The sequence below is a fragment of the Paenibacillus sp. PvR133 genome (genome assembly GCF_017833155.1).
Classification (GTDB): domain Bacteria; phylum Bacillota; class Bacilli; order Paenibacillales; family Paenibacillaceae; genus Paenibacillus; species Paenibacillus polymyxa_B.
In genome coordinates this window covers 3,961,986-3,986,810 of the sequence record NZ_JAFIBS010000001.1, presented here as the reverse complement: position 1 = coordinate 3,986,810, position 24,825 = coordinate 3,961,986, and the positions used below count along the sequence as shown (strand labels likewise).

General features: G+C 47.8%; 10 protein-coding genes. 1 reads left to right on the top strand and 9 read right to left on the bottom strand.

Going from position 1 to position 24,825, the window contains the following annotated elements:
* Positions 1–3 precede the first annotated feature (3 nt).
* From JOE49_RS17490 to JOE49_RS17460, 7 genes are all read right to left on the bottom strand, one after another.
* The gene (locus JOE49_RS17490) at positions 4–12,678 is read right to left on the bottom strand and encodes a non-ribosomal peptide synthetase (protein WP_209942149.1); all 12,675 of its coding nucleotides are present in this window, start codon (positions 12,676–12,678) and stop codon (positions 4–6) included.
* A complete protein-coding gene (gene fabD / locus JOE49_RS17485) occupies positions 12,653–13,876 on the bottom strand; it encodes an ACP S-malonyltransferase (RefSeq protein ID WP_209942147.1) in 1,224 nt (407 codons plus the stop codon). Before fabD ends, JOE49_RS17490 begins: the two co-directional genes overlap by 26 nt.
* 613 nt (positions 13,877–14,489) lie before the next feature.
* A complete protein-coding gene (locus JOE49_RS17480; RefSeq protein WP_209942145.1) occupies positions 14,490–16,517 on the bottom strand; it encodes a S9 family peptidase in 2,028 nt (675 codons plus the stop codon).
* 216 nt (positions 16,518–16,733) lie between these two features.
* The gene (locus tag JOE49_RS17475) at positions 16,734–17,852 is read right to left on the bottom strand and encodes an LLM class flavin-dependent oxidoreductase (protein ID WP_209942143.1); all 1,119 of its coding nucleotides are present in this window, start codon (positions 17,850–17,852) and stop codon (positions 16,734–16,736) included.
* Positions 17,853–17,909: 57 nt separating this feature from the next.
* Positions 17,910–18,458: a GNAT family N-acetyltransferase gene (locus JOE49_RS17470; protein WP_023988541.1), complete on the bottom strand. Its 549-nt coding sequence runs from the start codon at positions 18,456–18,458 to the stop codon at positions 17,910–17,912.
* Between the two features lie 289 nt (positions 18,459–18,747).
* A complete protein-coding gene (locus tag JOE49_RS17465; protein ID WP_013310291.1) occupies positions 18,748–19,251 on the bottom strand; it encodes a ferritin in 504 nt (167 codons plus the stop codon).
* A gap of 134 nt (positions 19,252–19,385) precedes the next feature.
* On the bottom strand, positions 19,386–22,334 hold the full coding sequence (locus JOE49_RS17460; protein ID WP_209943647.1) for a glycoside hydrolase family 48 protein: 2,949 nt from the start codon (positions 22,332–22,334) through the stop codon (positions 19,386–19,388).
* Positions 22,335–22,650: 316 nt separating this feature from the next.
* On the opposite strand from JOE49_RS17460, the gene JOE49_RS17455 reads away from it, so the two are divergent.
* Positions 22,651–23,019, top strand: coding sequence for a DUF423 domain-containing protein (locus tag JOE49_RS17455; protein WP_209942141.1), 369 nt, complete (start codon positions 22,651–22,653; stop codon positions 23,017–23,019).
* A 92-nt stretch (positions 23,020–23,111) separates the two neighbouring features.
* Here JOE49_RS17455 and JOE49_RS17450 read toward each other — a convergent pair whose 3' ends face one another.
* Together JOE49_RS17450 and JOE49_RS17445 are read right to left on the bottom strand one after the other, a co-directional pair.
* Positions 23,112–23,966: a sugar phosphate isomerase/epimerase family protein gene (locus JOE49_RS17450; protein WP_209942138.1), complete on the bottom strand. Its 855-nt coding sequence runs from the start codon at positions 23,964–23,966 to the stop codon at positions 23,112–23,114.
* Positions 23,967–23,985: 19 nt separating this feature from the next.
* Positions 23,986–24,720, bottom strand: a complete 735-nt coding sequence (locus JOE49_RS17445; RefSeq protein WP_209942136.1) for a thioesterase II family protein — start codon at positions 24,718–24,720, stop codon at positions 23,986–23,988.
* Between the last annotated feature and the right edge of the window lie 105 nt (positions 24,721–24,825).

Genomic DNA, 24,825 nt, shown 5'->3' with positions numbered 1-24,825 from the left:
TATTTATAGGCTTTCATAAAAATGCTTCATCTCTTCGAACTCTTCCAAATCCAGATCATCTGCCCCTACGTCTGTTGGTGTCAGTTCCTGACCGGACTGATCAAGGCAATGACGAATGGTATTCAACAGGTGTGTTTCGAAGCGGGAGAAAAGTTGTTTGACCGTGCGTTCTTCATATGCATTCCTGTCATAGGATATACGGATACTTAATTTTCCGTCCTCCAACCGGCTATCCATATAAAGAGCATAAGATGAACCATTAATCACATTCTTGGTACCTGGTCCAATTTCAGCTTGCAGCGGCGATATTGAAAAATAAACCGATTCCGGGTGTGGGGAGTCTATATAACGGAAACCAATTTCCGGATGACGAAAACGTTTAGAATCCGTTGGATTGCTGGCTTCGGTCAGATATCTCAATGCACCGTAGCCCAATCCGTGATTTGGAACCTGCCGAACCGTTTCCTTCACACGCTTGAGCAACAGCGCTATATCATCCGCAGATTTGATGTCCAGTACAACTGGATACACGGACGTAAACTGCCCTACCGTTCTGGAGATATCCAGCGAATTTGTTTCAGCCTGCTCTCGGCCAGGGTTCTCCACGTAGAGTGCAATCCGTTCTTGTCCTGACCATTCGGACACTGTTTGCCCCAGTACGGACAGCAGTACTTCCTCCGGCACGGTATTATAGGCATGATTGACCTGTGTCATCAGATGCTGGGTTTCGTCAGTTGATAATTGCAGGTGGAGCTGATGTGTTTGTCTCTCCGACCCAGAATCCGTAATGACTTCATGGTCTTTGGGAAGCGTTCTCCACTCTGACAACTCTATCTTGTTCCAATAGTCCTGCTCCTTGAGCAGCTCTTTACTATTCGCATAATGCTCAAGATGCTCTGCCCACGTTTGGTAAGCGTTCGTTTTGTCCGGTAAAACAATCGTTTCCCCATCCAGAGCTTGTCCGTAGCCTGTTGCCAGATCTTCGAGCAAAATATTCCATGAAATGGCGTCAGCCACTAGTGGGTCTACAGCAAGGAAAAGATGATCTCCGCTATCCAGACGGAAAAGCCCTGCCTGAACTCGTGGTCCTTCAAACAGCCGCAGGCTGCTTTGAATCCGTTGACATTCAGCTTCCATGTGGCTGCGTGCTTCGCTTTCCGTTCCCGTAAGCGACAGTACCTCCAGCGTGATTAGCTCCTCATGCAGTCCTTTGTGAGCTTGCGTAACCGACTCGTCAGCCTGTTGTAGTAAGCCAAGACGCAGAGCATCGTGGTGCTCTACGATTTTCTTCAATGCGGCTCGCAATGGTTGCTCGTCAAAGCCCGACTTTGCCAACAGCAGTACCGACATTGCGGCAGGAAGTGCCTCGGATGCTGGATGCCGTTCAAACCCATCGAGTAGATGTCGTTGTATCGGTGTCAGTGGTACTTCTCCATCTATCGGACCTTGCTCTATCGGACGGGACAATGTTTCTGCATAGCCGCTCAGGATTTCAATGGACGGATGCTCCAGTATGTGTCGGATATCCAGTAAATACCCGTGGAGACGCATGCGTGCGATGACTTGAACTGCTTTAATCGAGTCGCCTCCGAGCAGAAAAAAGTTATCCTGAATGCCCACCTGATCGCGTCCCAAAACATCTTGCCATACGGCGGCCAAAGCTTCTTCCACATCATTTCGCGGCGCTACATAGGCCACATCCGGTCGGAATAGCTTTTCAGGCTCCGGCAATGCTTTTCGGTCGGTTTTTCCGTTCGGTGTCAACGGTATCCGATCCAGAAACACGAAGTAAGACGGAACCGAATAATACGGGAGCAACTTGGCGGCATGTTCATGAATGACCGTTAAGCTTGGTGTTTCTTCTGTATGCAATACAATGTAGGCACACAAGACGGATTCTTGCTCTTTGTTTTGATATACAGTGACGACAGCCTCTTGAATTGCAGAATGGCTCATCAAAGCATTTTCAACCTCACCCAGTTCGATCCGGAATCCACGTACTTTCACCTGATGGTCGATTCGGCCGATAAACTCCAGATTTCCATCTACTTTCCAGCGAGCGAGGTCACCCGTTCTGTACATTCGTGTCCCTATTGAAAATGGATTATCCACAAATTTTTCTGCCGTCAAATCCTCGCGGTTCCAATAGCCACGGGCCAGCCCTTCCCCTGCAATGCATAGCTCGCCCGGTATACCGATTGGCTGTAATCTGTTCTGCGCATCCATGATATAAATGTGCGTATTCGCAATGGGGCGTCCAATGTCAATCTGATTGGCATGGGTAAGTTCCTGCACTGCCGACCAAACCGTCGTTTCCGTAGGTCCATACATGTTATAAATACGGGGGCCGTTCAATTTCTGCAATGCCTCCAGCAGCCTGGGTGAAAGCGCTTCTCCCCCAACCATAATTTCCTGTACACCTTGCAGCGCACGGGAGCCTTCCTCATGACTCAGCAGCATGTGCAGCCGGGATGGCGTCATTTGCAGCATGTCAATATGATGTGCAGTAATCAGTTCGCCAAGTGCCTGAGGATCGACCTGATGATGGCGGTCGACTAGCACGACGGTCATTCCGCCTAGCAGCGGCAGAATCGCTTCCAAAACGAAAATATCGAACGAAATAGTGGTTAGCGATAAAATCGTTTTGTTCGTTGCAAAGTCGATCACTTCACGCATTCCTGTAATAAAATTCAGCACCGAGCGATGCTGGAGCATAACTCCTTTCGGATTTCCGGTTGAGCCAGAAGTATAGATGACGTAAGCCAGATGCTCCGGCTGAGCAGTGGCTTCCAGATTGGTCCTTTCCCCTTGATATACTTCCTCATCTTCAATAAACAGGGTGTTGGCGCTGTAATGGTGTTCTCCTACCAGATCGCGACTGGTCAGGAGTACGGCAGCCTCACTGTCACTCAGCATATATTCAATACGGGCTGACGGATATTCAGGGTCGATAGGCACATAAGCGCCACCCGCTTTTAGCACGGCCAGCAGACCGATAATCATTTCCGCCGAACGCTGCACCATCAGACCAACTAGCTTATCGGGTCCTACACCATGCGCTTGAAGTACCCGTGCCAGTGAGTTAGCGCGTTCGTTCAACTCCCGGTAGGTCAGCCGCTGATTTCCGAACACCAATGCTATATGATCCGGCGTCTGTACGACCTGCTTTTCAAACTGCCCGTGGACTGTCTCATGGTACGGGAAAGGTACGACGGTATCATTAAAACCGGTTAGCAGCAATTGCTTCTCTTCATCAGATACGATCGTAATATCGGCCAACCGTACCCGGAAATCCTGCGTCACCGTTTCCAAAATTCGCACAAAATGCTCTGCCAGCCGTCGGATGGTCTCCGGTTTAAACAGCTTTGTGCCATACTCCAAAGTGAAGGACAAACGTTCTTTTTCCTCGGTCACATGCAATGAAAAATCCACCTTGGATATACCCGCGTTGAATTCTTCCGGTTTAAAACGAATTCCTCCTGTTTCCAAAACATCTGTGCCGACATTTTGCAAACTGAACATCGTATCGAACACCGGGTTTCGACTTACGTCGCGTACCAGTTCCAGTTTGTCTACAAGCTCATCAAACGGGTATTCCTGATGCTCCAGTGCCAGCAGCGAGTTTTGCTTAACCTTCTGCAAAAAGGATTGGAACGTTAAAAAAGATCGCGGCTGATTGCGAAGAACCAGCGTATTGACGAACATGCCAATCATCGTTTGCGTATCCACATGTCGTCTTCCGGCAACAGGTGTACCCACGATAATGTCCTCTTGACCAGAATATTTGCCCAGCAGGACATTATAAGCCGCCAAAAGTACCATAAAGATCGTAGATTCGGTATCTTGGGCCAATTTGTAGAGTGTGTTAGTAAGTTTGGATTCCAAGGTGACGGTCAAGCTGTCACCTTCAAAGCTTTGTGTTTGTGGACGTGAAAAGTCCGTAGGTATATTCAGTATAGGAAGCTCGCCATTCAAGGTCTGGAGCCAATATGATTCATGCGCTTGCAATGCGTCGTCAGTGATCTGCTGCTTCTGCCAAGCAACAAAGTCTTTGTAATGAAGCTGAATGTTCGCAAGCTGTCTGCCCTGATACCGTTGAATGATTTCATCCAGCAGCACGGCCATGGAGAAACCATCGGACACGATGTGATGCATATCCACTAACAGTATGAAGCCACCTTCGATAAATTCGTACAGTTCGGCGCGGAATAAAGGAGCTGTTCCTAGGTGAAAAGGCTGAACAAACAAGGTCCGAGCCTGTTTTGCTTCTTCCTTGGAAATGCGGGTACACGGGATGTCGAATGGAATCGTGTCCCGAACTTTTTGTACCACTTCTCCGTCTTCCAGATCGAAATACGTCCGAAAGGATTCATGACGCAAAATAACTTCCCTAACGGCTTCAATGAAGCGGGGAACCTCCAGATCTCCCTCTATGAAAAGCTGACCTGGTACATGATAGGCCTTTCCACCTCCCAACTGATCCAGCACGTACATTCTCTTTTGGGAAGAAGATACCGGATAGAAGGCTTGCGATTTCACAGATACAATCGGTTCGTAGGTCTTCTTTGTTCCACCCGCAATATATGTAGCCAGCTCTGCAATCGTTTGCAGCTCAAAAATGTGGCTAAGTGGAATGTGTACACCCAGTTCCTTATTGACTCTCGACAGAATGACCGTCGCTTTTAGTGAATCACCGCCCAGTTGAAAAAAGTTATCGTCATAGCTGATATCCGTTACATTCAGAACGTCCTTCCAAATGTTCACGAGTTGATCTTCTACGCCGTGGTTCTCAGAAGCGGTGTGTGTTTTAGTGAATACACTTGCTTGTCCCGGCTCTGGCAAAGCCTGTAGATCAGACTGACCATCCGGCAGAAGAGGAATATGATCCATAGGAATCCAAAAACGAGGCTGCGTATAATCTGGAAGAATTTCGATTACAGCCTTTTTCAGTGCGTCTTCTTCCCATGGCTTCGATGCGTTTGCGACCACATAGGCGGTTATATATGAGACTTTTCCAGCTTCGTCCGTTTGCGGTGTAATGGCGCAGGACTCCAATTGGAAAGTTTGCAGTAGATGTTTCTCCAACTGCCCCAGATTAACCTGATGTCCGCGAATGTGGATAGTCCGATTCAAATTGCCAATATGCCGCAGCTTGCCATCGTTTTCCACGTAAGCCCATTCCCGGGTCGTTCCCAACAGACCTGCTACTGAGGCTTGATACACCTCCCCTGCTGTCCCAACAGGTGCCAAATGCTTGTAGACATCGAGGACGCAAAGATAGTTTCCGTTGGCATCGGTATTTGCTGCCCATGCAGCTCGAAGTTGTTCGTTCTCCGGCGCACGGAGTAAAGTCAGCGTAGAAACGCGAGCCCCTTCTTCCTCTACAATGGAATGCAGCAGATTCAGGAAATATCCTGACCAGGCTTCGATAATGTTTGGCTGAAAAAGATCCAAATTGTAGTCGAAATCAAGACGTAATTGTTTCTGCGCCTCTGTCACGTTCAAAAACAACTCGTATTTGCTGAATGACACCTCATTCTCAACGAGTTCTGCTTCCAGTCCATGGAATTGAAAACGCGGAATCGGTCGATCCATATTGAATACAGCGTTAATGACAGGCAAATGCCTCAGCCCCAGCTCAGCGAGTCCGGCAAAGCTATACTTTTGAAATCTGTCCAGTTCATTCATGCGCTTTTTGACCGTTTGGACATGCTCCGTAAAAGTAGCATCAGGACGCACTTCGCTGATCATCGGAAGCAAGTTGACACAGTTGCCGATCAGAGAGAAGGCGTCCATATGGGATTGTCCTGCGGTGGGAACCCCCACCGTTACTTCCTGCTGCCCTGTCAGGCGATGTAGAAAAATCTGAAAGGCGGACAGCAGCGTTATAAAAAGACTGCTGCCTAGCTTTATGCTGGCAGATCTCAATTGTTTAACGAGCTTCGTTTCGAGCATTATGGTATGTCTGCTTCCTCTGGAAGACGGAATTTGTATTCCCCTCACCGGAGATGGCAGATGGAGGACAGGCTGCTGCTTTTCTAGCACTGCCGACCAAAAAGCAAGGGCCTCTTTTTTCCCTGCTTTCAATTGATCCTGCTGCCAAACAACGTAATTCCAAAAAGGTACTGGATCGGGAAGGTTGTAGTCAGCGTGTCGGACAAGCGCAGAATAGATGTGTTCCAATTCCTGAATGAATACACTGATTGACCAGCCATCCGCGATAAAATGATGAAACGTAAAAACACCCAGATGCTCTTCATCCGATATTTTCAGCAGATGAATCCGGAATAATGGCTCGCCTGGCGTCATGGCAAATGGGGTTTCACTGTCCTTGATCATCCATGCCCGGATATGTTGTTCCTGTTCATCTGGGCGATAACTGGTAAAATCATGAAGCGGGATTTCCGCTTTCATCACAGGAGCGAACACCTGAGTTTCCCCATCGCCGCTCATAAAGATATGTAAGGCTTCATGACGGTTTACAATGGTCTGGACAGCTTGGTTGAACGCCTGCTGCTGAAGTGGACCACGAAACCGCAACAAGGCGGTTTCGTGTAAAGATTGAGAGTCACTTCGATCTGAAACAGAAGCGAACCAAAGCTGCTTTTGCTCTGGAGTTAACGCAATAATAGTTTCTGCTGCTTCAGCCTCTGGAGGTACGGTTACAGGTTGCTTTCCCGGTCCCGGGCCGTTTCCATTCGGGGGCGGGTCCGGTAAAAATCCCCCTTTACGCAGCTCGTTCACGCTATCTTTGACCGCTTCTACGATTCGCGCAATATCTTCCTCGGTATGGGCCGTGGACAAGAAGCAGTTTCGTCCCTCCCAGATATAGATGCCTTTGTCCAGCATGTGATAGAAGAACAACTCCAAATCGCCTTTGAGCACGAAGCGGAATAGGGAGCCAAAGTGAACGACCTTCATAGGTACGTGTTCGTCAGTGAAATAGCTGTTCAGCTCCGCTGCTAACGCCGAGGTGCGGCTGTTCAAGCGATTTTGCAGTTGCTCGCCATGCTTCTCCAAATGATCCAGCACCGCTAAGGATGCAGCCATTGCCAGCGGATGATGGCAGAAGGTTCCTGCCACAAAGGTTCGCTGCTGCTCATGCTGCGGATAGGAATCGTCTCCGAAGCTCCACGTGCCTCCGTCGATCCCGTTCATAAAGGCAGCTTTTCCGGCTACGATGCCGATGGGCAGCCCGCCGCCAATGATTTTACCGTAGGTCACGAGGTCGGCTTGTACCCCAAACCACGCTTGGGCTCCTCCGGGCTGAATCCGGAAGCCTGTGATGACTTCATCAAAAATGAAGGCAGTACCCGACTGCTCCGTTATCTGGCGAATTTCCTGCAAAAAGGCTTTAGGCTGAAAATCTGGTCGGCGGCTTTGTACCGGCTCCACTATAACCGCGGCCAGTTCATGCGCATGGGTGCGGATATAATCCAGAGAATCGTCCGCCCCATAATGAAGCACGACGACATCGTCCACCATATGCTGCAAGATACCTGGAGCTAGAGGTGTCGAATGCTCCTTGTCATCACCCGCGCTCCCCAGTGCCAGCACCCCGTCGAATGTACCGTGATACGAGCCAGCAAAAATGACGACTTTAGCTCGTCCAGTGGCAGCACGTGCCAAACGGAGCGCGACCATGACGGCTTCCGTGCCGGAATTATACAGGGCAATCCGTTCCACACCGGTCATCTTGCACATTCGCTCGGCGACTTGCCCAGCCATGTTGGACATGGGGCCAATACACATGCCGTTCTTCAGTTCTTTCTCAATTTTTTCACGAATAAAGGCTGGATTATGTCCAAACAGATTTACACCAAAGCCCATCGTCAAATCGACATATTCATTGCCATCCAGATCCCAGATTTTAGACCCGTCTGCACGTTGGGATACAATTTGATACACCATTTCCTTCAAAACAGGCCGGAAACCAGCCACATTACGGTTATTGGCGTATACGGAGCGATACTGCTGGGTGTACTGTTTGGTGCTACGCGTACGGGCCGTGTAGCGCTCAATCAGCTCTTGCAGGTGTTGTTCCTGACGGAGCGAAAGCAATTCACGTGCTTTAACATCCAGCTTTTTATAAGGCGTATACGGCTTGGCTTCATTGCCTATCTGCTTGGAAACAGCCTTTACGGATGGTGCTGGTGCTAATGCAGCCGCGACTTTCTGCTTGGATTCGGTACGGATGATCTGCGCACCTTCACTACTTGATGATAGCAAAACGCCCGTTTCCGGGTTAAATGGCTCGGAAGCTATTACGGATGCAGATGGCTGTTGCCGGAGAACATCGAGCTGCTGTGACATCAGATGTAGCTGTTGCTCCAAAATTCGCTCTACAGCCGCAGAAGCTGTAGCGATTGGAAAGCTTTGAGCCCGTGTTTGCCCAGCCGTATCTATGGCATAAACGGATGTGGCAGCCGGAACAGCGGATTCATGAGACGGTTGGGTTAACGGGAAAGCTGCATGATCAACCTGATTCAGAGTTGTTTCTGGGCGATTTTCCACAGATTGAACCGGGGTTTCAGCGGAAGTGAAAATGCTCACCCGCTCGGCTACGTAGCTGGCCAACAGCTCCAGCGTGGTCAACGATTCGAAAAATTCGTTCATTGGAACGTCCAGTCCGAAGGTATCCTTGATACTGTGGCGAACCTGGGACAAATTAATGGAATCCAGCCCAAGCTCCAGAAAATGTGTTTGTGGCTCCAGTTCCTCCAGGCTGAGTTGGGACACGTTACCGATCATTTTCGCTAACTTTTGAAGAATAGATGATTTGTGCTGATCGGTAGCAGATGCTGGCGCTAAATACTCGTTCCCCATAATTCCAGACTCCTTTACTGTTGAGTTCTCATGAACTGGTACCTTCTGTTCCGTTCGAACCTGTTCGGGTACGTTAATCCAGCATCTTTTCCGTTCGAATGGATACGTAGGCAGAGAAACCTTTTTATAGTGCTTACCTGCATAAAGGGCATTCCAATCGATCTGCGCTCCTTGCACATACTTGGCAGCCAGTTGCTCCAGTGATTGCAACGTGTCCAAGCTTCCAGTGACCATCTCTGCGCCACCTGTACTATCCGCTTTCCCGGTGTATACGCCTTCGACGACTCTGCCTTGTTCGTGCAACTGAAGCACCTTCGCTTTCAACGCATCCGCCCCTGAGGCAGTCACAGCAATCCGGTGATTCAGGTGACTTCTGCCTGTGTTAGCCGTATAGCATACATCCTGCATCACGAGTTCTTCCGCACGTCCGAACCGTTCTGCGTACTGCCCGACCAGCTCGTGCAAAGCGGATTCACTCCGCGCTGACAAGGTCAGCAGCAGTGGTGATGATCTATTGTTGCTGTCCGTTGAGGCTTGCTCTGATTCCGTCTTCGCTATATATTCCTCCAGCACCACATGGCAGTTTGTCCCGCTGAATCCAAAGGAACTCAGCCCGCTTCTTCTCGGGAAACCGTTCGTCTTCCATTCCCGCAGCTTCGTATTGGCATATACCGGGGATTCCTCAAAATGGATCTTCTGGTTTGGTGTGCGAAAATGAACGAGCGGTGCAATCTGTTGGTGCTTCATGGACAATACGGATTTGATCAAGCCCGCAATTCCGGCGGCTTCGTATAAATGACCGATATTCGTTTTGACCGTGCTGATCGCCACAAACTGCTTACGCTGTGTATGCTTGCGGAAAGCCTTGGTAATGCCGTCAATCTCAACCGGATCGCCCAGCTTGGTTCCGGTGCCATGTGCTTCGATATAACTTATCGTTTCAGGATCAATCCGTGCATCGCGCCACGCCTGCAAAATCACTTCTGCCTGAGCCAGCGCATTCGGCGCGGAAATACCAATCGTGCTGCCGTCCTGATTGATAGCACTTCCCTTGATCACGGCTAAAATGTTGTCACCGTCTTGTTCCGCTTTGCGCAGCGGCTTCAGGAAAACGGCTCCAACTCCCTCACCCCAGCCTGTTCCGTCCGACTGGTCGTCGAAGGCGCGTGCTCGATCATCGGAGGATTCCATGCCAATGCCCGCTTTCAGCGGCAGCAAAATGGTCTTCACTCCACCAGCCAAGGCCATGTCGCAGTCTCCGCTAAGGATGGATTTGCAGGCCAAATGCACTGCCACGAGTGATGAAGAGCATGCTGTATCAATGGTTAGCGCCGGACCTTTTAGATCGAGCAAATAGGCAATCCTGCTGGAAATAATGGATGATAAATTACCAATGGCAAAGTTCGGCAGCGCGCCCGGTTCCACCTCGGACAACAAACGCTCGTATTCGAAGCTGGTTTTGGAGAAGCCAACATACACGCCGACCTTTTGGCCTGCCAGTTGCTTACCCCCATACCCCGCATCCTCAATCGTGCTCCAGGCTGTTTGTAGAAATAACCGTTGATTCGGGTCCATGAGTGAGGCTTCCCGTGGAGTCAGCTTAAAGAAGGAGTAATCGAACTTGTCTACTTCATCCAAATAGCCGCCTTCTGCAATTTGCATATTCCGTCCTTTCGTATTCAGACGGGAAATGAAATCTTCGGCATCTTTTCTTCTTTCATCGCTGTACGGGCCGATATTGTCAGCCCCTGATGCCACATTCGCCCAAAACTGCTCCAATGTTTCCGCTTGAGGAAACTTGCCTGACATGCCGATGATGGCTATATCCCGGACATTTGCTTCCTCCTTGGCCTCGGACTGTGCTGTTGCAGCCGGATCGCTGCTCATGCCCTGACTAGAGATATATGCAGCAAGCTTGGCGATGGTCGGATAGGAAAAGAAGTCCGTCACCTCAATATGAATCCCTAATTGATCCTCCAACACGTCCACAATTTGAACGAGCTGCAAGGAAGTCACTCCGATATCAAAGTAGCTATCGTCCGTCCCGATCGATTTTACATTTAAAATATCCTGGCAGATTCCAATCAGCTTCTGTTCTATCTCTCCTTGAGGCAAGACTGCACGCTCAGCTGCTTGCACGGTTTGAGTGGCCTCAGCCAGTGCTGTCAATATCTCATTAAATTCGCCCTGCTCATAACTCTGGGCTAATTTGAAGCGCTGAACCTTTCCACTGGTTGTTTTAGGAATACGCCGTATCGGAACTATATCCTGAATATTCCAGCCTCCCCGGTAATTCAGATGGCTTTTCAGCTTTTGGACAAGCGGTACAAAATGCTCTATCTTTTTCGTATGCATCACAAAGGCAACAATACGATCCTGCCTGGTCTGCGCATCATGTACACCGCACACAGCTACTTTCCCGAGATCCACGCCATCCAGTTCCTCGGCAATCCTCTCGATGTCATGCGGGTAGACATTCTGTCCGTTCACGAAAATGATATCCTTGGCTCTACCGGTAATAGTCAGGCGGCCGTTCCGCATAAACCCTAAATCGCCGGTGATAAGCCAGCCATCCTCTGTTTTGACCTTCGTGGTAGCCTCTGGATTGTTATAGTATCCGGATGTCACATTTTTGCCGCGGATCTGTGTGTGTCCAATCACCCCATCTTCGAGCACCTGATTTTGTTCATCGCAAATGCGGACAGAGGTACTAGCCAGCGGATACCCCAAATCCACAAAAGTAAGACACCGCTTGTCGGACTTGTCCACTTCTTCTATAGGTTCACCTACGTGTAACTGCTGTCGATTCAAATGAATGGGGATAAAGGTACTTTTGTCCAGAGGTGGAGAGGAAACGCCCACGCTTGCCTCTGCCAACCCGTAGACAGGCAACATCGCATTTTTATTCAAACCGTGAACACTCATTGCATCCATAAACCCATGACAAAGCTCCACAGATACGGGCTCAGCTCCATTTAAGATCATACGGACACTTGACAAATCCCAGTTAGCTGCTGTTTCGGGTTTATACTGATCGAGAAAAAATTTATATCCAAAATTGGGAGAGCATATTTGAGTCACCTTATGCTCCGATACTTTTTTTAGCCATAAAGACGGGCGTCTGATAAAAAGTGCCGTTGGCATAATCAACTGCTTGGCATTAGCGATCACACAGGTTAAATGAAATGCGATCAATCCCAGGTCATGCGTAAGCGGCATCCAGCCCAAATAAGCATCCTTGGAGCTCATGCCCGTTTGATTTGCAATATCCCGAATATTGTAAACCAAATTTTCATGCGTCAGCATGACTCCTTTGGGATCACCTGTAGAACCTGAGGAAAATTGGATAAAAGCTAAATCCTCCGGTTTGGGTATATGGGCAACACCTTTACTCTGATTGGAATAATCGAATATATGGCTTGAAAAAGTCGCTTTTTTAACGGGCTCAAAGGAATCCAGCAGTTCGTGCTGGTGCGAGTATTTTTCTAACTGTTCCAATACCTTGTCATCTGCAATCATATAAGGGCGGGAAAGTGTATTCCAGATTTTAAACAATTTCATTTTATGCTCATCATTATTCCCTATGCTTACAGGAACAGGGACGATTCCACCGAGTAGGCAACCCCAAAATACATTCACAAAGGTATGATTGTCGTCGATCTGCATGATCAGCTCATCGCCAGGCTGTATCCCTTTTTCCTGTAATTCATAAAGTACCTGTGATGCTTGCTCCAGAAGTTTACAGTAGGATACGTATTCCTCTTGTTTATCACCAGAAATAAAGGTGATTCCGTTCTCATCCCGGCTTGCACGGTCTTGAATGATTTCAATTAAAGTTTGAAACTGTTCCATCCTGATCCCTCCTCAATTGCTCTAGCATTACTTTCTGCTCTCCTTCGGAGACCTGTTTGGTTTGCAACACCAGGCGAATACACTCCAAAATCTCCTGTCTTTGCTCAAAAGCAGGAGGTGAACCGCTCCCTGATTCAGAGCTTTGAAGTAATTCTTCCAGTCTTTGAACAGGTAAAATAACACCCTTTCGATAATCATCTTCATTCCAATTGGCATTGGGGGTAGATACCGCCAGTGAAAGGGAACGAGCAACCCAATCACGAATTGAGAAGCGGCGTTCCAGTTCAACGCGATCCAAGTCTCTATCCACGGACAGAAATTCAATGGTAGTGTTTATTTCCTTCGCCAAATTTTTCAGCACCGTTCGTGGACCTAACTCGATGCCTTGTTCCACGCCACGATTCGCCATATACTGCATGGTTTGAATCCAGCGAACCGGGTGAGTCATTTGCAAAATCAATCCTTGACGGATGCTGTCAACATCGGGGTATGGCAGAGCGGTCACATTGGAGATCACGGGCCACAGCGCTTCATGGAAAGTGTATTTTTGCAGCTCGATGGTCAGCCTGTCCGCAGCATGCTGCATAAGCGGACTATGAAAAGGACCACTAACCTGCAAGCGAGTAATTTGGGCTCCCCGCTGTTCTAACTTGCCAGCTACCATAGCTACCGACGTATGATGACCAGAGACGACATACTGATTGGGCGAATTGTAACAAGCAATGACAGCAGGCTGATCGACTGTGGAGTGCAGACGACAGAATTCTTCCACGGCGTTCAACTCAGCTCCGCGAATGGCAATCATGCTGCCCAGACCGGCCTCTGCGGCTGCTTCCATGAAGCGTCCCCGCTCTTGTACCAGTCGTAAAGCGTCGCCAAAGGCTAGAACACCGCTACTTACCAGCGCTGAATATTCACCCAGGCTATGACCTGCTGAAAATTCAGGGATCATCCCGATTTCATGCATATAACGCCGAAATGCAATGACGCTGATCGTAAGCAGTGCAGGCTGAGTATAGAATGTTCTGGATAGCTGGGTAATCGGACCTGCCATGCATAAAGCTTTCAGATCATATCCCAAAATATCAGCAGCCTCTTCAAACAAACGATCCGCTTCATTAAAATCGCTATGCCATGCCGCTCCCATTCCTACATACTGAGAACCTTGTCCTGGAAAAACCAAAGCCATGCGATTCATACCAAACCCCTTTCCTCCCCACAAAGATGTGGCAAAACAAAAATGTTTTTACGATTCAGGTGTTAATGTACATATGTATGGAGACATCGAGATGTAGAGATAGATGCAGCAAAAAGAAACAAAACGGATTTCCAAAAAAACAGTAATCGACTTGTAAAAGTGAATTGGTTATGGAGTTTCCATTCGTGGTGTGATTGAGATCAAAAGTCAGGTGTGTGAGTAGACTTGGAAGTGTAAAAAACCTTGGAGTATACTGGAATTTCAGGCTTGGAACCTAAAATTCAGCATCAAAGATGAATGTGGTGAGAAATTGCTGAGGTCATACAGGATGTTTTTCCATAAGTAATTATTAAATGTGAAATATTTTATTTACATAATAAATATGGACTATAAAAATGTCAATATTTTTAAATTCCTTTAATAAGAAAAAAATGTATATGTCATTTTTTGTGTTATTATAAACACAAAAAATTAAAGTATGACGTTATAATGTATAAAAATATTATACACACAAACAATACCCTTTTTTGTTTAAAAATTAGGCATTGTTTGTAAATTTTTAATGATTTTTGTAAAAATTTCTGTGTCGTAAGTGCAAGAAACGCATAATGTGTTATATCTGGTGCTTGACAAACCAATTAGTAATACGTTGCAGTCGTTCCACGCGAAGCTGCGGGTGCCCTTTTCGTGAAAGCTCGTGACTTGAAGCTGGAAAACGGACAAATTGCGTAGGTTTCCCCAAGCGACGTAATGCTGTAAACAGCTGCTCTCCCTGCTCTATAGGACATCGCAGATCCTGCTCCCCGTGCAATATGAGCAGCGGTGTATTGATTTGCTGCACATAAGCCAGCGGAGATTGCTTCCATAAGAGCTCGCAATCGTCCCACGGATTCCCGCCGACTTCATCTTCAGTAAACGAGTACCCTATGTCACTCACTCCATACATGGACAGCCAGTTAGATATGGAGCGCTGGGTCACAGCTGCGCGGAATCGATCGGTATGGCCGACAATCCAGTTTGTCATAAAACCACCATAGCTGCCTCCTGTTACACCCAGCCTTTCCGGATGAATGAATGGAAATTGACGTATAGCCTCGTCCACTGCACTCAACAGATCGGTGTAATCGTGTCCGCCGTAATCTCCAAGGACGACATTGGTGAAAGACTGTCCATACCCTCGGCTTCCTCCAGGATTCGTGTAGATGACTGTATACCCCTGAGCCGCCAGCAACTGAAATTCATGAAAAAAAGAATTGGAATACATGGCATGAGGACCACCGTGAATCTCCAAAATAGCAGGATAGGATACCCCCTCCTTAAACCCAGCAGGCTTCATCACCCATCCCTGCACCCGTCGGCCATCCTCAACCTCAGTCCAGAAGCTCTCAGGCACACTGATCTCAATCTCATCAAGCAGAGAGTCATTCACTCTGGTCAGCCGTTCCTCAATTCCTGAATGGATCGCAATTCGGAACAAATCGCCTGGTAAAGCCACATCAGTGGAAGCAGCAATGATATGCTGCTCATCCGAAGTAAGCTCAAATTGATAAATTTCCCGATCTCCTTGCGTTAAAATTTTAAAAGTTCCATCAAGCGCAAACTGATATACGTGTACATTCCCTTCAAGAGTTACTAGCGTATACAGGGATTGACCGTCGGCACTGAAGCGTGGTGGTCCTATATGAAGATGTGAACGCATGTCGCTCATACCCGCATTACCGAGGTGAGCGTCAAGCGTCTCACTAACGCATACTGCCGTCCCCCCACTGGAAGGAACCGTGTACAGTCGGGTCTGAGTAGCGCCTTTGGCATGTCGATCATGACCGTAAAAGGCAATCGTTGAACCGTCAGGAGAATAAGCAGCACTCTCGATGTGCAGTTCAGAATGGGTCAGCTTAAGCGGTGCTGCTGCATCACCATTTGAAGTTGCAGGAGCTATCGTAAACAAATCATTCTGCTTACGTAAATCCGTATCCTCTTTCGAATGCTCTGCTATTCTGGCGACGAATAAAATACGTTGACCATCCGGTGACCACACAGGCTCCGCCACATCATAAGCGCCGGAAGTCAGTTGAACTGTGTGCCCCGAAGTCACATCAGTTACATACAAGTGATCACGAGTATCATCCCACAGTCCATATCCGTCGGATTTAGCTTTCGTTCGATTAACGACTCGTCCCTTAAGTTGTGCCTCCTGAGTTCCTCCATCGGATGTAGGGCTTGACGGGTTCTCGGCCGTTTTAGCTACAAACGATATGCAAGTCCCATCAGGAGACCAGGCTAATGAACGAACATTGTTCTCTACGTGTGTAAGCTGTCGTGCCTCCCCTCCGCGTTCTGGAATAATCCACACCTGGCGCTTGCCGTCTGTTGTACGGAGAAAAGCTAGTTGTGATCCATCTGGTGACCAGACAGGCGTTTCATCTTTCGGTCCGTATGTAAAGGGTAATGCGCTAGCGCCTTCGGACGATAATAGCCAAATTCCTGAGTTATAATCTGTCCACTCTTTATTAATATACTGTTCTACGTAAGCGATTTCACCACTAATAGGATGAATAGCTGGATCGCTAACCCAGTGAAGTCGATATAAATCCTCGGCTGTTATACAGCGCTTGGTCGTACTAGATTGTGAGTCGCTCAAAAAAATTCCTCCTTTATATCATTAGATTCCACATCTTTAAATTTCAATTAATCCGATTAATTTTATGCGATTTAAATGAATATACAATTACGTTACTCTTTTTATTTATCTCTGTCAATTTGTCTAAAACTAAAAAGACCCTCTCTCAGTCGCTATCGACCCGAAAACACCGCTACTTCGGTTGCTTTCATGAGAGAGGGTAACGTTATTCATCAATCACAATTGGAAAATAGGAGAAATGGAGGGAGCCCCATTAGGAATAGCAGCCAGTGATCCATTTTCTTTGTGTAGGTTCGGCACCTGCTGCCAAATAGTGCTGGGAATCTCTCGCCGCAGCACAGGAATGATATCCTCGGCAAACCGATGCAGCTGTTCAAGCTGCTCCTGCTCTCCCAGCCCATCCACGCTTATGCTGAGTACCTGATGGCCGAACGCAGTATAATAGTTCCGTATTTTTTCGAGAACGCTGTCCGCAGAACCAATCAGAACTGGACCGTTGCGGATGTTATCCTCCAAACTTGTAAACGGGGATTGATTATGCTGAGCCGCCGCCGTCGAGTGGTAAGCATCATAATACGGGCGATAGCGTCTGATCGCTTCCTCGTCTGTATCCGCCAGATACAAGCTCCCGGCTCCGGCACCAATTACAGCCTGAGCCGGGTCATGACCGTAATAAGCCAGCCGTTCACGGTAATGATCAATTAAGCCTTTATACTTGGCCTGAGGATGGAAAGAATTTGAGGAAAATAACGGCTCTCCATATTGTGCAGCCAGCTCCGTCGATAATGTACTGGAGGCACTTCCATGCCATATCGGAATTTGCTGTTGATACGGGCGTGGCTGTGTCGTGACCTGATACAGCGGGGGCCGATAGTTGCCCTTCCACGTAACCTCTTCCTCGCTCCATAGCCGTTTGAGCAGACGATAGCGTTCTGCTAACGATTCCCACTGCTCTTCCTCCGTAATTCCAAACAACGGATAATGGCGTGGATCATTGCCTTTTCCGATAATCAGTTCTAATCTTCCGCCCGATAAATGATCCAATGTCGCATAATCCTCAGCTACGCGTACCGGGTCAAGAATACTAAGCACCGTTACCATCGTCAGCAGACGAATCCGTTCCGTTCTCGCTGTTATAGCGGTCAGAACGAGTGGAGGTGAAGACGACAAAAAAGGCGCACCATGCCGCTCCCCCACACCATACGCATCAAAACCAAGCTCCTCTGCGAGCACAGCCTGCTTAATTACATTTTGGAATTTTTGCTGCGAACTCCAGGCTTCTCCGGTAATCGCATTAGGCAGATTAGCCATTAGGCTGAACAATACAAACTTCATTCGCTCCTGCCCCCCTTCTGCGAACGAATCGGCTTCGTCCGTTCCCTATGGTCGCGTCTAATTTCGGTTAGCTGTCTCAGCTTCATTTTTTTCACGAATGTAGGTGGAGAATAATTCAGGATTCACCACTTTACGCAGTAAATGCATCGTCCCGTCCCCTGTTCCATGGTCAAAAGCATGGATACGTTCATACCCCCAACGCTCATACATGGATAGCAAATAGGGATGCTTTTCCGCAGTCGCCAGTGTCACAGCAGGAGCACCGACCTTGTCACGAATAATCGTTTGCTCTACCCAATTCAGCAGTTTTTTCCCATATCCTTTGCCCTGGGCAGCCGGGTCTACAGCAAACCACATCACAAACGGTAGATCGGTTATAAAATTAAGGGCTCTATTTTTGAGATGGCTAACGGTAGCCTGAATGACACCGTCTACTTCCAGCACATAGCAATCATTATTTTTAATGTTTTCTTGAATGAGAGCAACATCTGCCTGAGCGGCAGGCCATCGAAGCTCCAACTGCCGAATTGTTTCATACGCCTCATACGTCACATACTGCAATCTTTCTGCATCCTCTTGGAGTGCCAGACGATAGATTTCACTCATACTAACCCGCCTCCCTATAGTGTTATTATAATGCTCGTGAATCACCAAAATAATTAATCCTATCTACTTAATGAGATATAAAAGTTAACATAACTGTAGCATGCTCACCATCCAGCGACAAATTAATTTTTTCTATAACTCCATTTAAAATAACAATAGCCCCTAGAAAGATGGGAATTCGTTAATTAAAGTCAACGCAAAAAAGCCCGAAAATCGGGCTTTTTTACTTTCTAGACGAATAAAATGCTGGCCATATCTCCGGCATTCAAAACACACCATGTATGCTGTATTACTCCGCAGGGGCAGTAAAGCTGCGTTTGGCAAACTCGCTGTCCAGCATATAAAAGGCGTTGCTGTCTCTTTCAATGCGCTTAAGCTTCTGGATAACACTGTCGAACAGAGCTTCCTCTTCGACTTGCTCATCAATAAACCATTTCAGGAAATGGATCGTTGCATGCTCGCGTCCATCGAGGGCCAAGTCAGCCAGATGATAAAATTTTTGCGTGTTTTGCTGCTCATGCTTGTAGCCATGCTCAAATACGTCCAGCATGGAATCGTAGCTGTTTTTTGGCTCCGGCAATGCAGCCAATGTGGCGCGTCCTCTACGGTCATTAATGTATTTATACAGTTTCATGGCATGAAACCGTTCCTCCTCAGCTTGTACCAGGAAGAAGTTTGCAAACCCATCCAGACTTTCACTGGAGCAATAAGCAGCCATCGCCAGATATACGTGAGCGGAGTAAAATTCAAAGTTCATTTGCTCATTCAGAGCCTGTGCCAAATTGTCATTCATGTCTCAGGTCACCTCGGTCATGTATGTAATAATGTAACGATCATAGTGTACCACGAATCCGATCACAAAAAAACGGACGGAAGTGAATTAAATGATCTCACATTCCGCCCGTAATCTCTACAATTAGTTTACAATCAAGGCTCCAGACCCCAGACACGTTTGTCATTTATATACAATGGTGCTTTGCCCCAATCCGTATAAGATGTCTTGGTTGGATCATAGGAAAAATCATCACTTTCGTTATAGTTGCTCCAGTCCGTCTTGTTCATGCGAATCTGAATGTCCCCTGTGTTTTCCCCTGCTGCCAGACTTCCCGCACCAGCTCCAAAGGAGATTTCCAGATAATAATCTGCGCCTGTAACGGCCTTATCCAGTTTCACAAAACGTCCCTGAACGTTACTACTGCCCAACTGTGCATAGTCACAATGGAATTCCTGTGACTTGTCGCCATCTACGGTGTAGTAGTATCGCAGCTTGACATTTTTCAGATCAACTGCCTCTTTACCCTTGTTTACAACACGGAACAGTGGCCGAATCTGGTTATCTCCCGGGTTGGTGTCGCCCACGCGGTATTGGGCAATCACATCTCCCGTTGCTGGAATGGGTGCTGCCGTAGGCTTGGCACTGACCTCGGCAGAATCCGGGCTGGTTCCTAAAGAATTTGTTGCACTTGCCACATAATAATAAGTGGTTTCATTCACCACTCCTGTATCCTTGTAAGTGCTGTCTGTTACTGTTGCTACTGTAGTATATGGGCCACCACTGGTTGTGGAGCGCTTGACCGTATAGCTATCGGCACCCGTCGCTTTGCTCCAGGTCAGTGTAACCTGAGCATCCCCTGCGTTTGCCTTCACATTTGCCGGAGCTTTGGGAGCTGTAGGCTCGGTTGGTCCACTACCGTTAATGAGACGGTCATACTCGGCATAAGCCGTTGCCATATCAACTTGGGACCAGAAACGGTGATACGTAAATTCTGGAGCGCCTTTATCCCATTTTTTGGTCTGCTTGTTCCATGAAGTCGTGTATTTATCTTTAAGATAGGACCATTGCGGATCTTTGGTGATATTAGGGCGGATATCGCTGTAGCTGGAATACGTACCATTACCACCTTTAGACGGATCAGACGGTGTAGCGTCGGTGCCAGGGATCGTGTTGCCTTGCCCAGTCTTACCACTCCAGCCGCTCGGGATATACACTTCTTTGGTAAAATAACGATAATAATCTTCGCGCGCTTCCTTCGTTGTAATGCCTATACCATCGTTATAACCCCATGCAGCATCAAGCAAAGCTTTAGACAGATCCTTAGCTTCCTTGCCTAACTCGGAATAGTCTCCTTTTTCAGCTTTCGTTCCAGCAGCAAAGAAAGTAAGTGCTTTAACATAGCTGCCCAGCACTCCGGCATCCTGCCCCGGATTCTTTGTTACCACATGGAGATTGGTATTCCCTTTATGATTGGCAAATCCGCTCCAGGTTTCAGGCTTTCCGCTCCATTCCAGATTGCTCGGCAGCCAGAACTCACCTTTAGCCGCTGTAGTAGCTACTTTCGGATTCTTACCACCTAGAATACGCTTACCTTGAGCGTCCAAATAGTATCCCTGCGCATCACTCACAGGCCGTTCGTTGGCAAATACATAGCTCTTGGACCACGCTATCCAGTTTTCCGTCACTTGTTTAGCCATTTTAAACTGCTCGGACGAAGTATCCCCTTTCTTGGCTAAAATGTAGTACAGCTCGGCAACTCGCTCGACAGGCCAAGCCTGCATCCCGAACCAGTTGTTCGAGGGTGGATCGTTATATACAGGAGCCCCTGTATAAGCCATGCCATAAAAGGTACTTGTGCCAGATGGATAAGCCTTGTAGGCACCATCCCAGCTATTCGTCGCTCCGCCTGCAATGGCCCCCTCATCGGATTGCAGCCAAGTATAAAACTCCAGTTGGCGCTTCAGCGAGGTCGCCCAGTCCTGTCCCGCCGTTGGTGAATTCGGTATTAATCCACCATCTTGATCGGACAACGCATACGCTGCGACGACATTTTGGTAGCCCTGATGTGCATGGCTGGCACCAATACGCCAAGCCCAGTTGCCGCTTTGGCCAAGTCCGCCGCCCCAGGCTGTATACCATGCCATCAGATAAAGACTGGCATCCTTGCCCGTACCAGCAATTGGACTTCCATTGGAAGCGCTTCCGGTTTTCTGGAAGTATTTATCGTACATGCCGTACCGCAAAAAGTCTCCCATCTTTTTGGCTTTATCCAAATATACGGAGTTGTCATATCCCAATTCCTTAGCCCAGTACATCGCTTGAACTGCCCGTGCATCTGCATCGGTGGCATTCGTGTAACGCCATTGCTGTGCCGGGGCATTATTTTCCTTGGTAAACAAGCTCATAAAGCCTTCATTAGGCTTGCCAAACTTTTGATTGTCTTGCGATGGATGTGGTACAGCCTCCCAGACCGATTCCTGTTCCCCGCGCTGGAAGGTGTTTACATAGGCTGCTGTATGCGACGGATTCAGAAGATTTCCGAAGCCGTACCAATTATCCACGTCCAACAACCAGTGCATCAGATAAGTCTGGTTGTTGCCATAGGTTGCCTTCAGCTCAGAGTCCAGTGGATCCTTGCCACCACCATACTGTCCACTCAGACGGCTTGGGTATTGATCCGGCTGTGAGTATTCTGCGGCATAGGTGGCGGGGCTGTTCGGGTTGTAGTTACTCATTGTCGGCTGCTCTTCCTTACCGTCGCCTTCATTAACAGGAATGATATATTTCTCCATGTTGTCCCATGCGGATTCCAAATGCCCCCAATCCCCGGTATAATGACCATACAGCACTTCCAGCCACATCCAGTAGCTGTACGCTTCCGAAGTCGTTAAGTGTCCGTAATCTGGAGCCTCGCTCATAAGCGTTTCAACGGAATGATAAGGGATGCCTTCTTTTGAAAAGTATCCGCTAGCCGGATCCTTCAGCTGTTTATACAATAGTAAAAAGCGTGTCGATTCCGGTGTTGCGGCTGATGCACGGTCGGGTCCTGCCTGAAATAAGCCCAAGGTTAACGGAAGTACCAAAATGGCTGACATGACCATAGAGACAGATTTCCTGAACACTGATTTTCTGCTGATCACTTTTGCATTCATCCTCTCCATTATCAATTTTGGCTTTACACAAGATTTTATTCCGAAAAACGACAGCACAAAAAGACAGCATCATCACCTCACTTTCCCATAAAAAAGGTGGAGGACACGCTGTCTATTGCTCCAAATGCTTCGCATTGGCCCTGGAAAAAATATACCACACTAGGCGCCAAATGAGAGTCGAAAAATTCTATAAGTTTAGAGATTCACAAGGAAAATTGACGAAATCGATTGGAATCGGTACTATTTCACAGGGAGGCGTTAAAACATGAAAATTTTGCTATTGCTTGGTTGTATCGTGATGTTTTTAGCCGTAGCTCTGGGAGCGTTCGGCGCACACGCATTGAAAAAGAGACTTTCCGCAGACATGATGAGCATATTCCAGACAGGAATTCAATATCAAATCGCTCACGGACTGGGTTTGCTGCTGCTTGGAGTTCTTGCTGACAGCCTTGTCCATTCTTCTCTCATCGTTACCGCAGGCTGGGTTATGCTGGTGGGTATTCTCCTGTTCTCCGGCAGTCTGTATGCCCTTAGTATATCTGGTGTGAAAAAGCTTGGGGCAATCACCCCCATTGGCGGGTTGGCTTTTTTGGCAAGCTGGGTCATTGTGATCGTGGCGGTTGTGCAAGGTTAAACAAGGATAAAGGAACAGAGACTTGGAAAAGGAGGCGCTTCCAAGTCTCTCGAATTATTGACGTAGCATTCCTGAGTATATGAAAGAATACATTATTTCGTCTGCACTTGTTGCGCCTTCTGAGCGGCTATCCGATGACCTTCGATATAACGTCTCGATTCTGCCATCTCATGCTCCTGAGCAGCTTCCATAATAATATGAACCCCCGGCTTGTACTGCTCCAGCAGTTCCATGTAGAGGGCATAGTTCATGTCACCAAAACCTGGCGGCACCGTCTCAATTTCACCTGACGATGACAACCGCCGGTCTTTGGCATGCGCTGCGATAATCCGAGGGCCCAGCAGTTGGAAAGCTTCGCGGATGATCTCATCCTGCTGCGCCATATTTTCCGTTTTCAGCAGATTACCCGGATCAATCACAACACCGATGTGTGAAGAAGGTACTTCCTCCAGAAAGGCAGCCAACTCTACGGCAGTTCCGACCAAGTGATCGTTTGCAGCTTCCAATCCTACGAATACGCCCCACTTCTCCGCTTCATCTGCTAATTCACGCACTACTTCCCTTACAACTCTCCAGTCACGTTCCGTATAGGCGGTACCATCCTCATTACGTCCGACTTCGGCTGCAACCATTGGTGCTCCTAACAGACCCGCATATCGGATCAGCTCTTTGAAGCGCTCTACATTTTCACGCAGCAATTCCTCATCCTGTATAAAAAAATGTAAATAGCACCCGAGCACCGATATGGATACACCATGCTTACGAAATTCTTCTGCGATAGACAGTGCCAATCCCGGATTGAACTTACCCGGTTTATTAAAATCCACATCACTGATCGCTCTCCACGGAGCCAGCTGAACATGAGTAAAGCCCGCTGCGCCTACCTTTGCAGCCAATTCACGATAAGGCAACTTGCCAAACAAATGTGCCAATACACCTACTGTCACTAAAAATCACCTCTTATTTTTATTGTTGTATGCTACTTGTTACTGTACTCTGCTCCAAGGTCTCATTGATGATGTTCGTAATCCGTTCCACTTCATCATGAATAAAAAAGTGTCCTCCCTCAAAGGTAAACATACGAAATTGCTGATCCGTATGGTGTGCCCATGCCTCCGCATCTTGTAAGGTCACCGTGTTATCGGTCATTCCCGTCAAAGCGGTGATAGGACAATGTAAAGGTGCGGCTTTAGCCATGTACCTATACAACTCGACAGCTTTGAAATCCGCTCTTAACACTGGCATAAAATAGTCGTATAATTCCCGATTGTCAAAAATCGCTTCCGAAAGCTGACCGTACCGCTGCAAATGCGTCCTGAACTGATCTGCGGGCAGATCGTGTAACCACGGGGAATTTCTTGGGACATGCGGTGCCCGTCCACCCGAAACGAACAGATGAGCAGGCTTGCCATATCCACCGTTCACCAGCTTGTAGTACAGCTCGAATGAGATCATCGTCCCCATACTGTGGCCGTATATGGCATAAGGATCACCGGGGGCTATCTCTTTGCTGATCTTGTGCAACAGATCCTCGCTCATCTCCTCAATGCTTTCCTTTAGCGGTTCCCCAGAACGAATACCTCTGCCCGCTAATTCCAGTGGAACAAGCTTAATCTGCGGAAGCAGCAACTTTTTCCATTTGAAGCTGACCGACGCCGATCCGCCTGCATACGGGATGAAAAATAATGTGATAGGTGCCATTCTTGCAACCTCCTGCCTTGCTAAGTTCTAACTTTTTCATTTTAGCATAAAAAGGTATATTTACCCATTTCAAATATTTTGCAAATTCCAGAAGAAAGGTTGAGA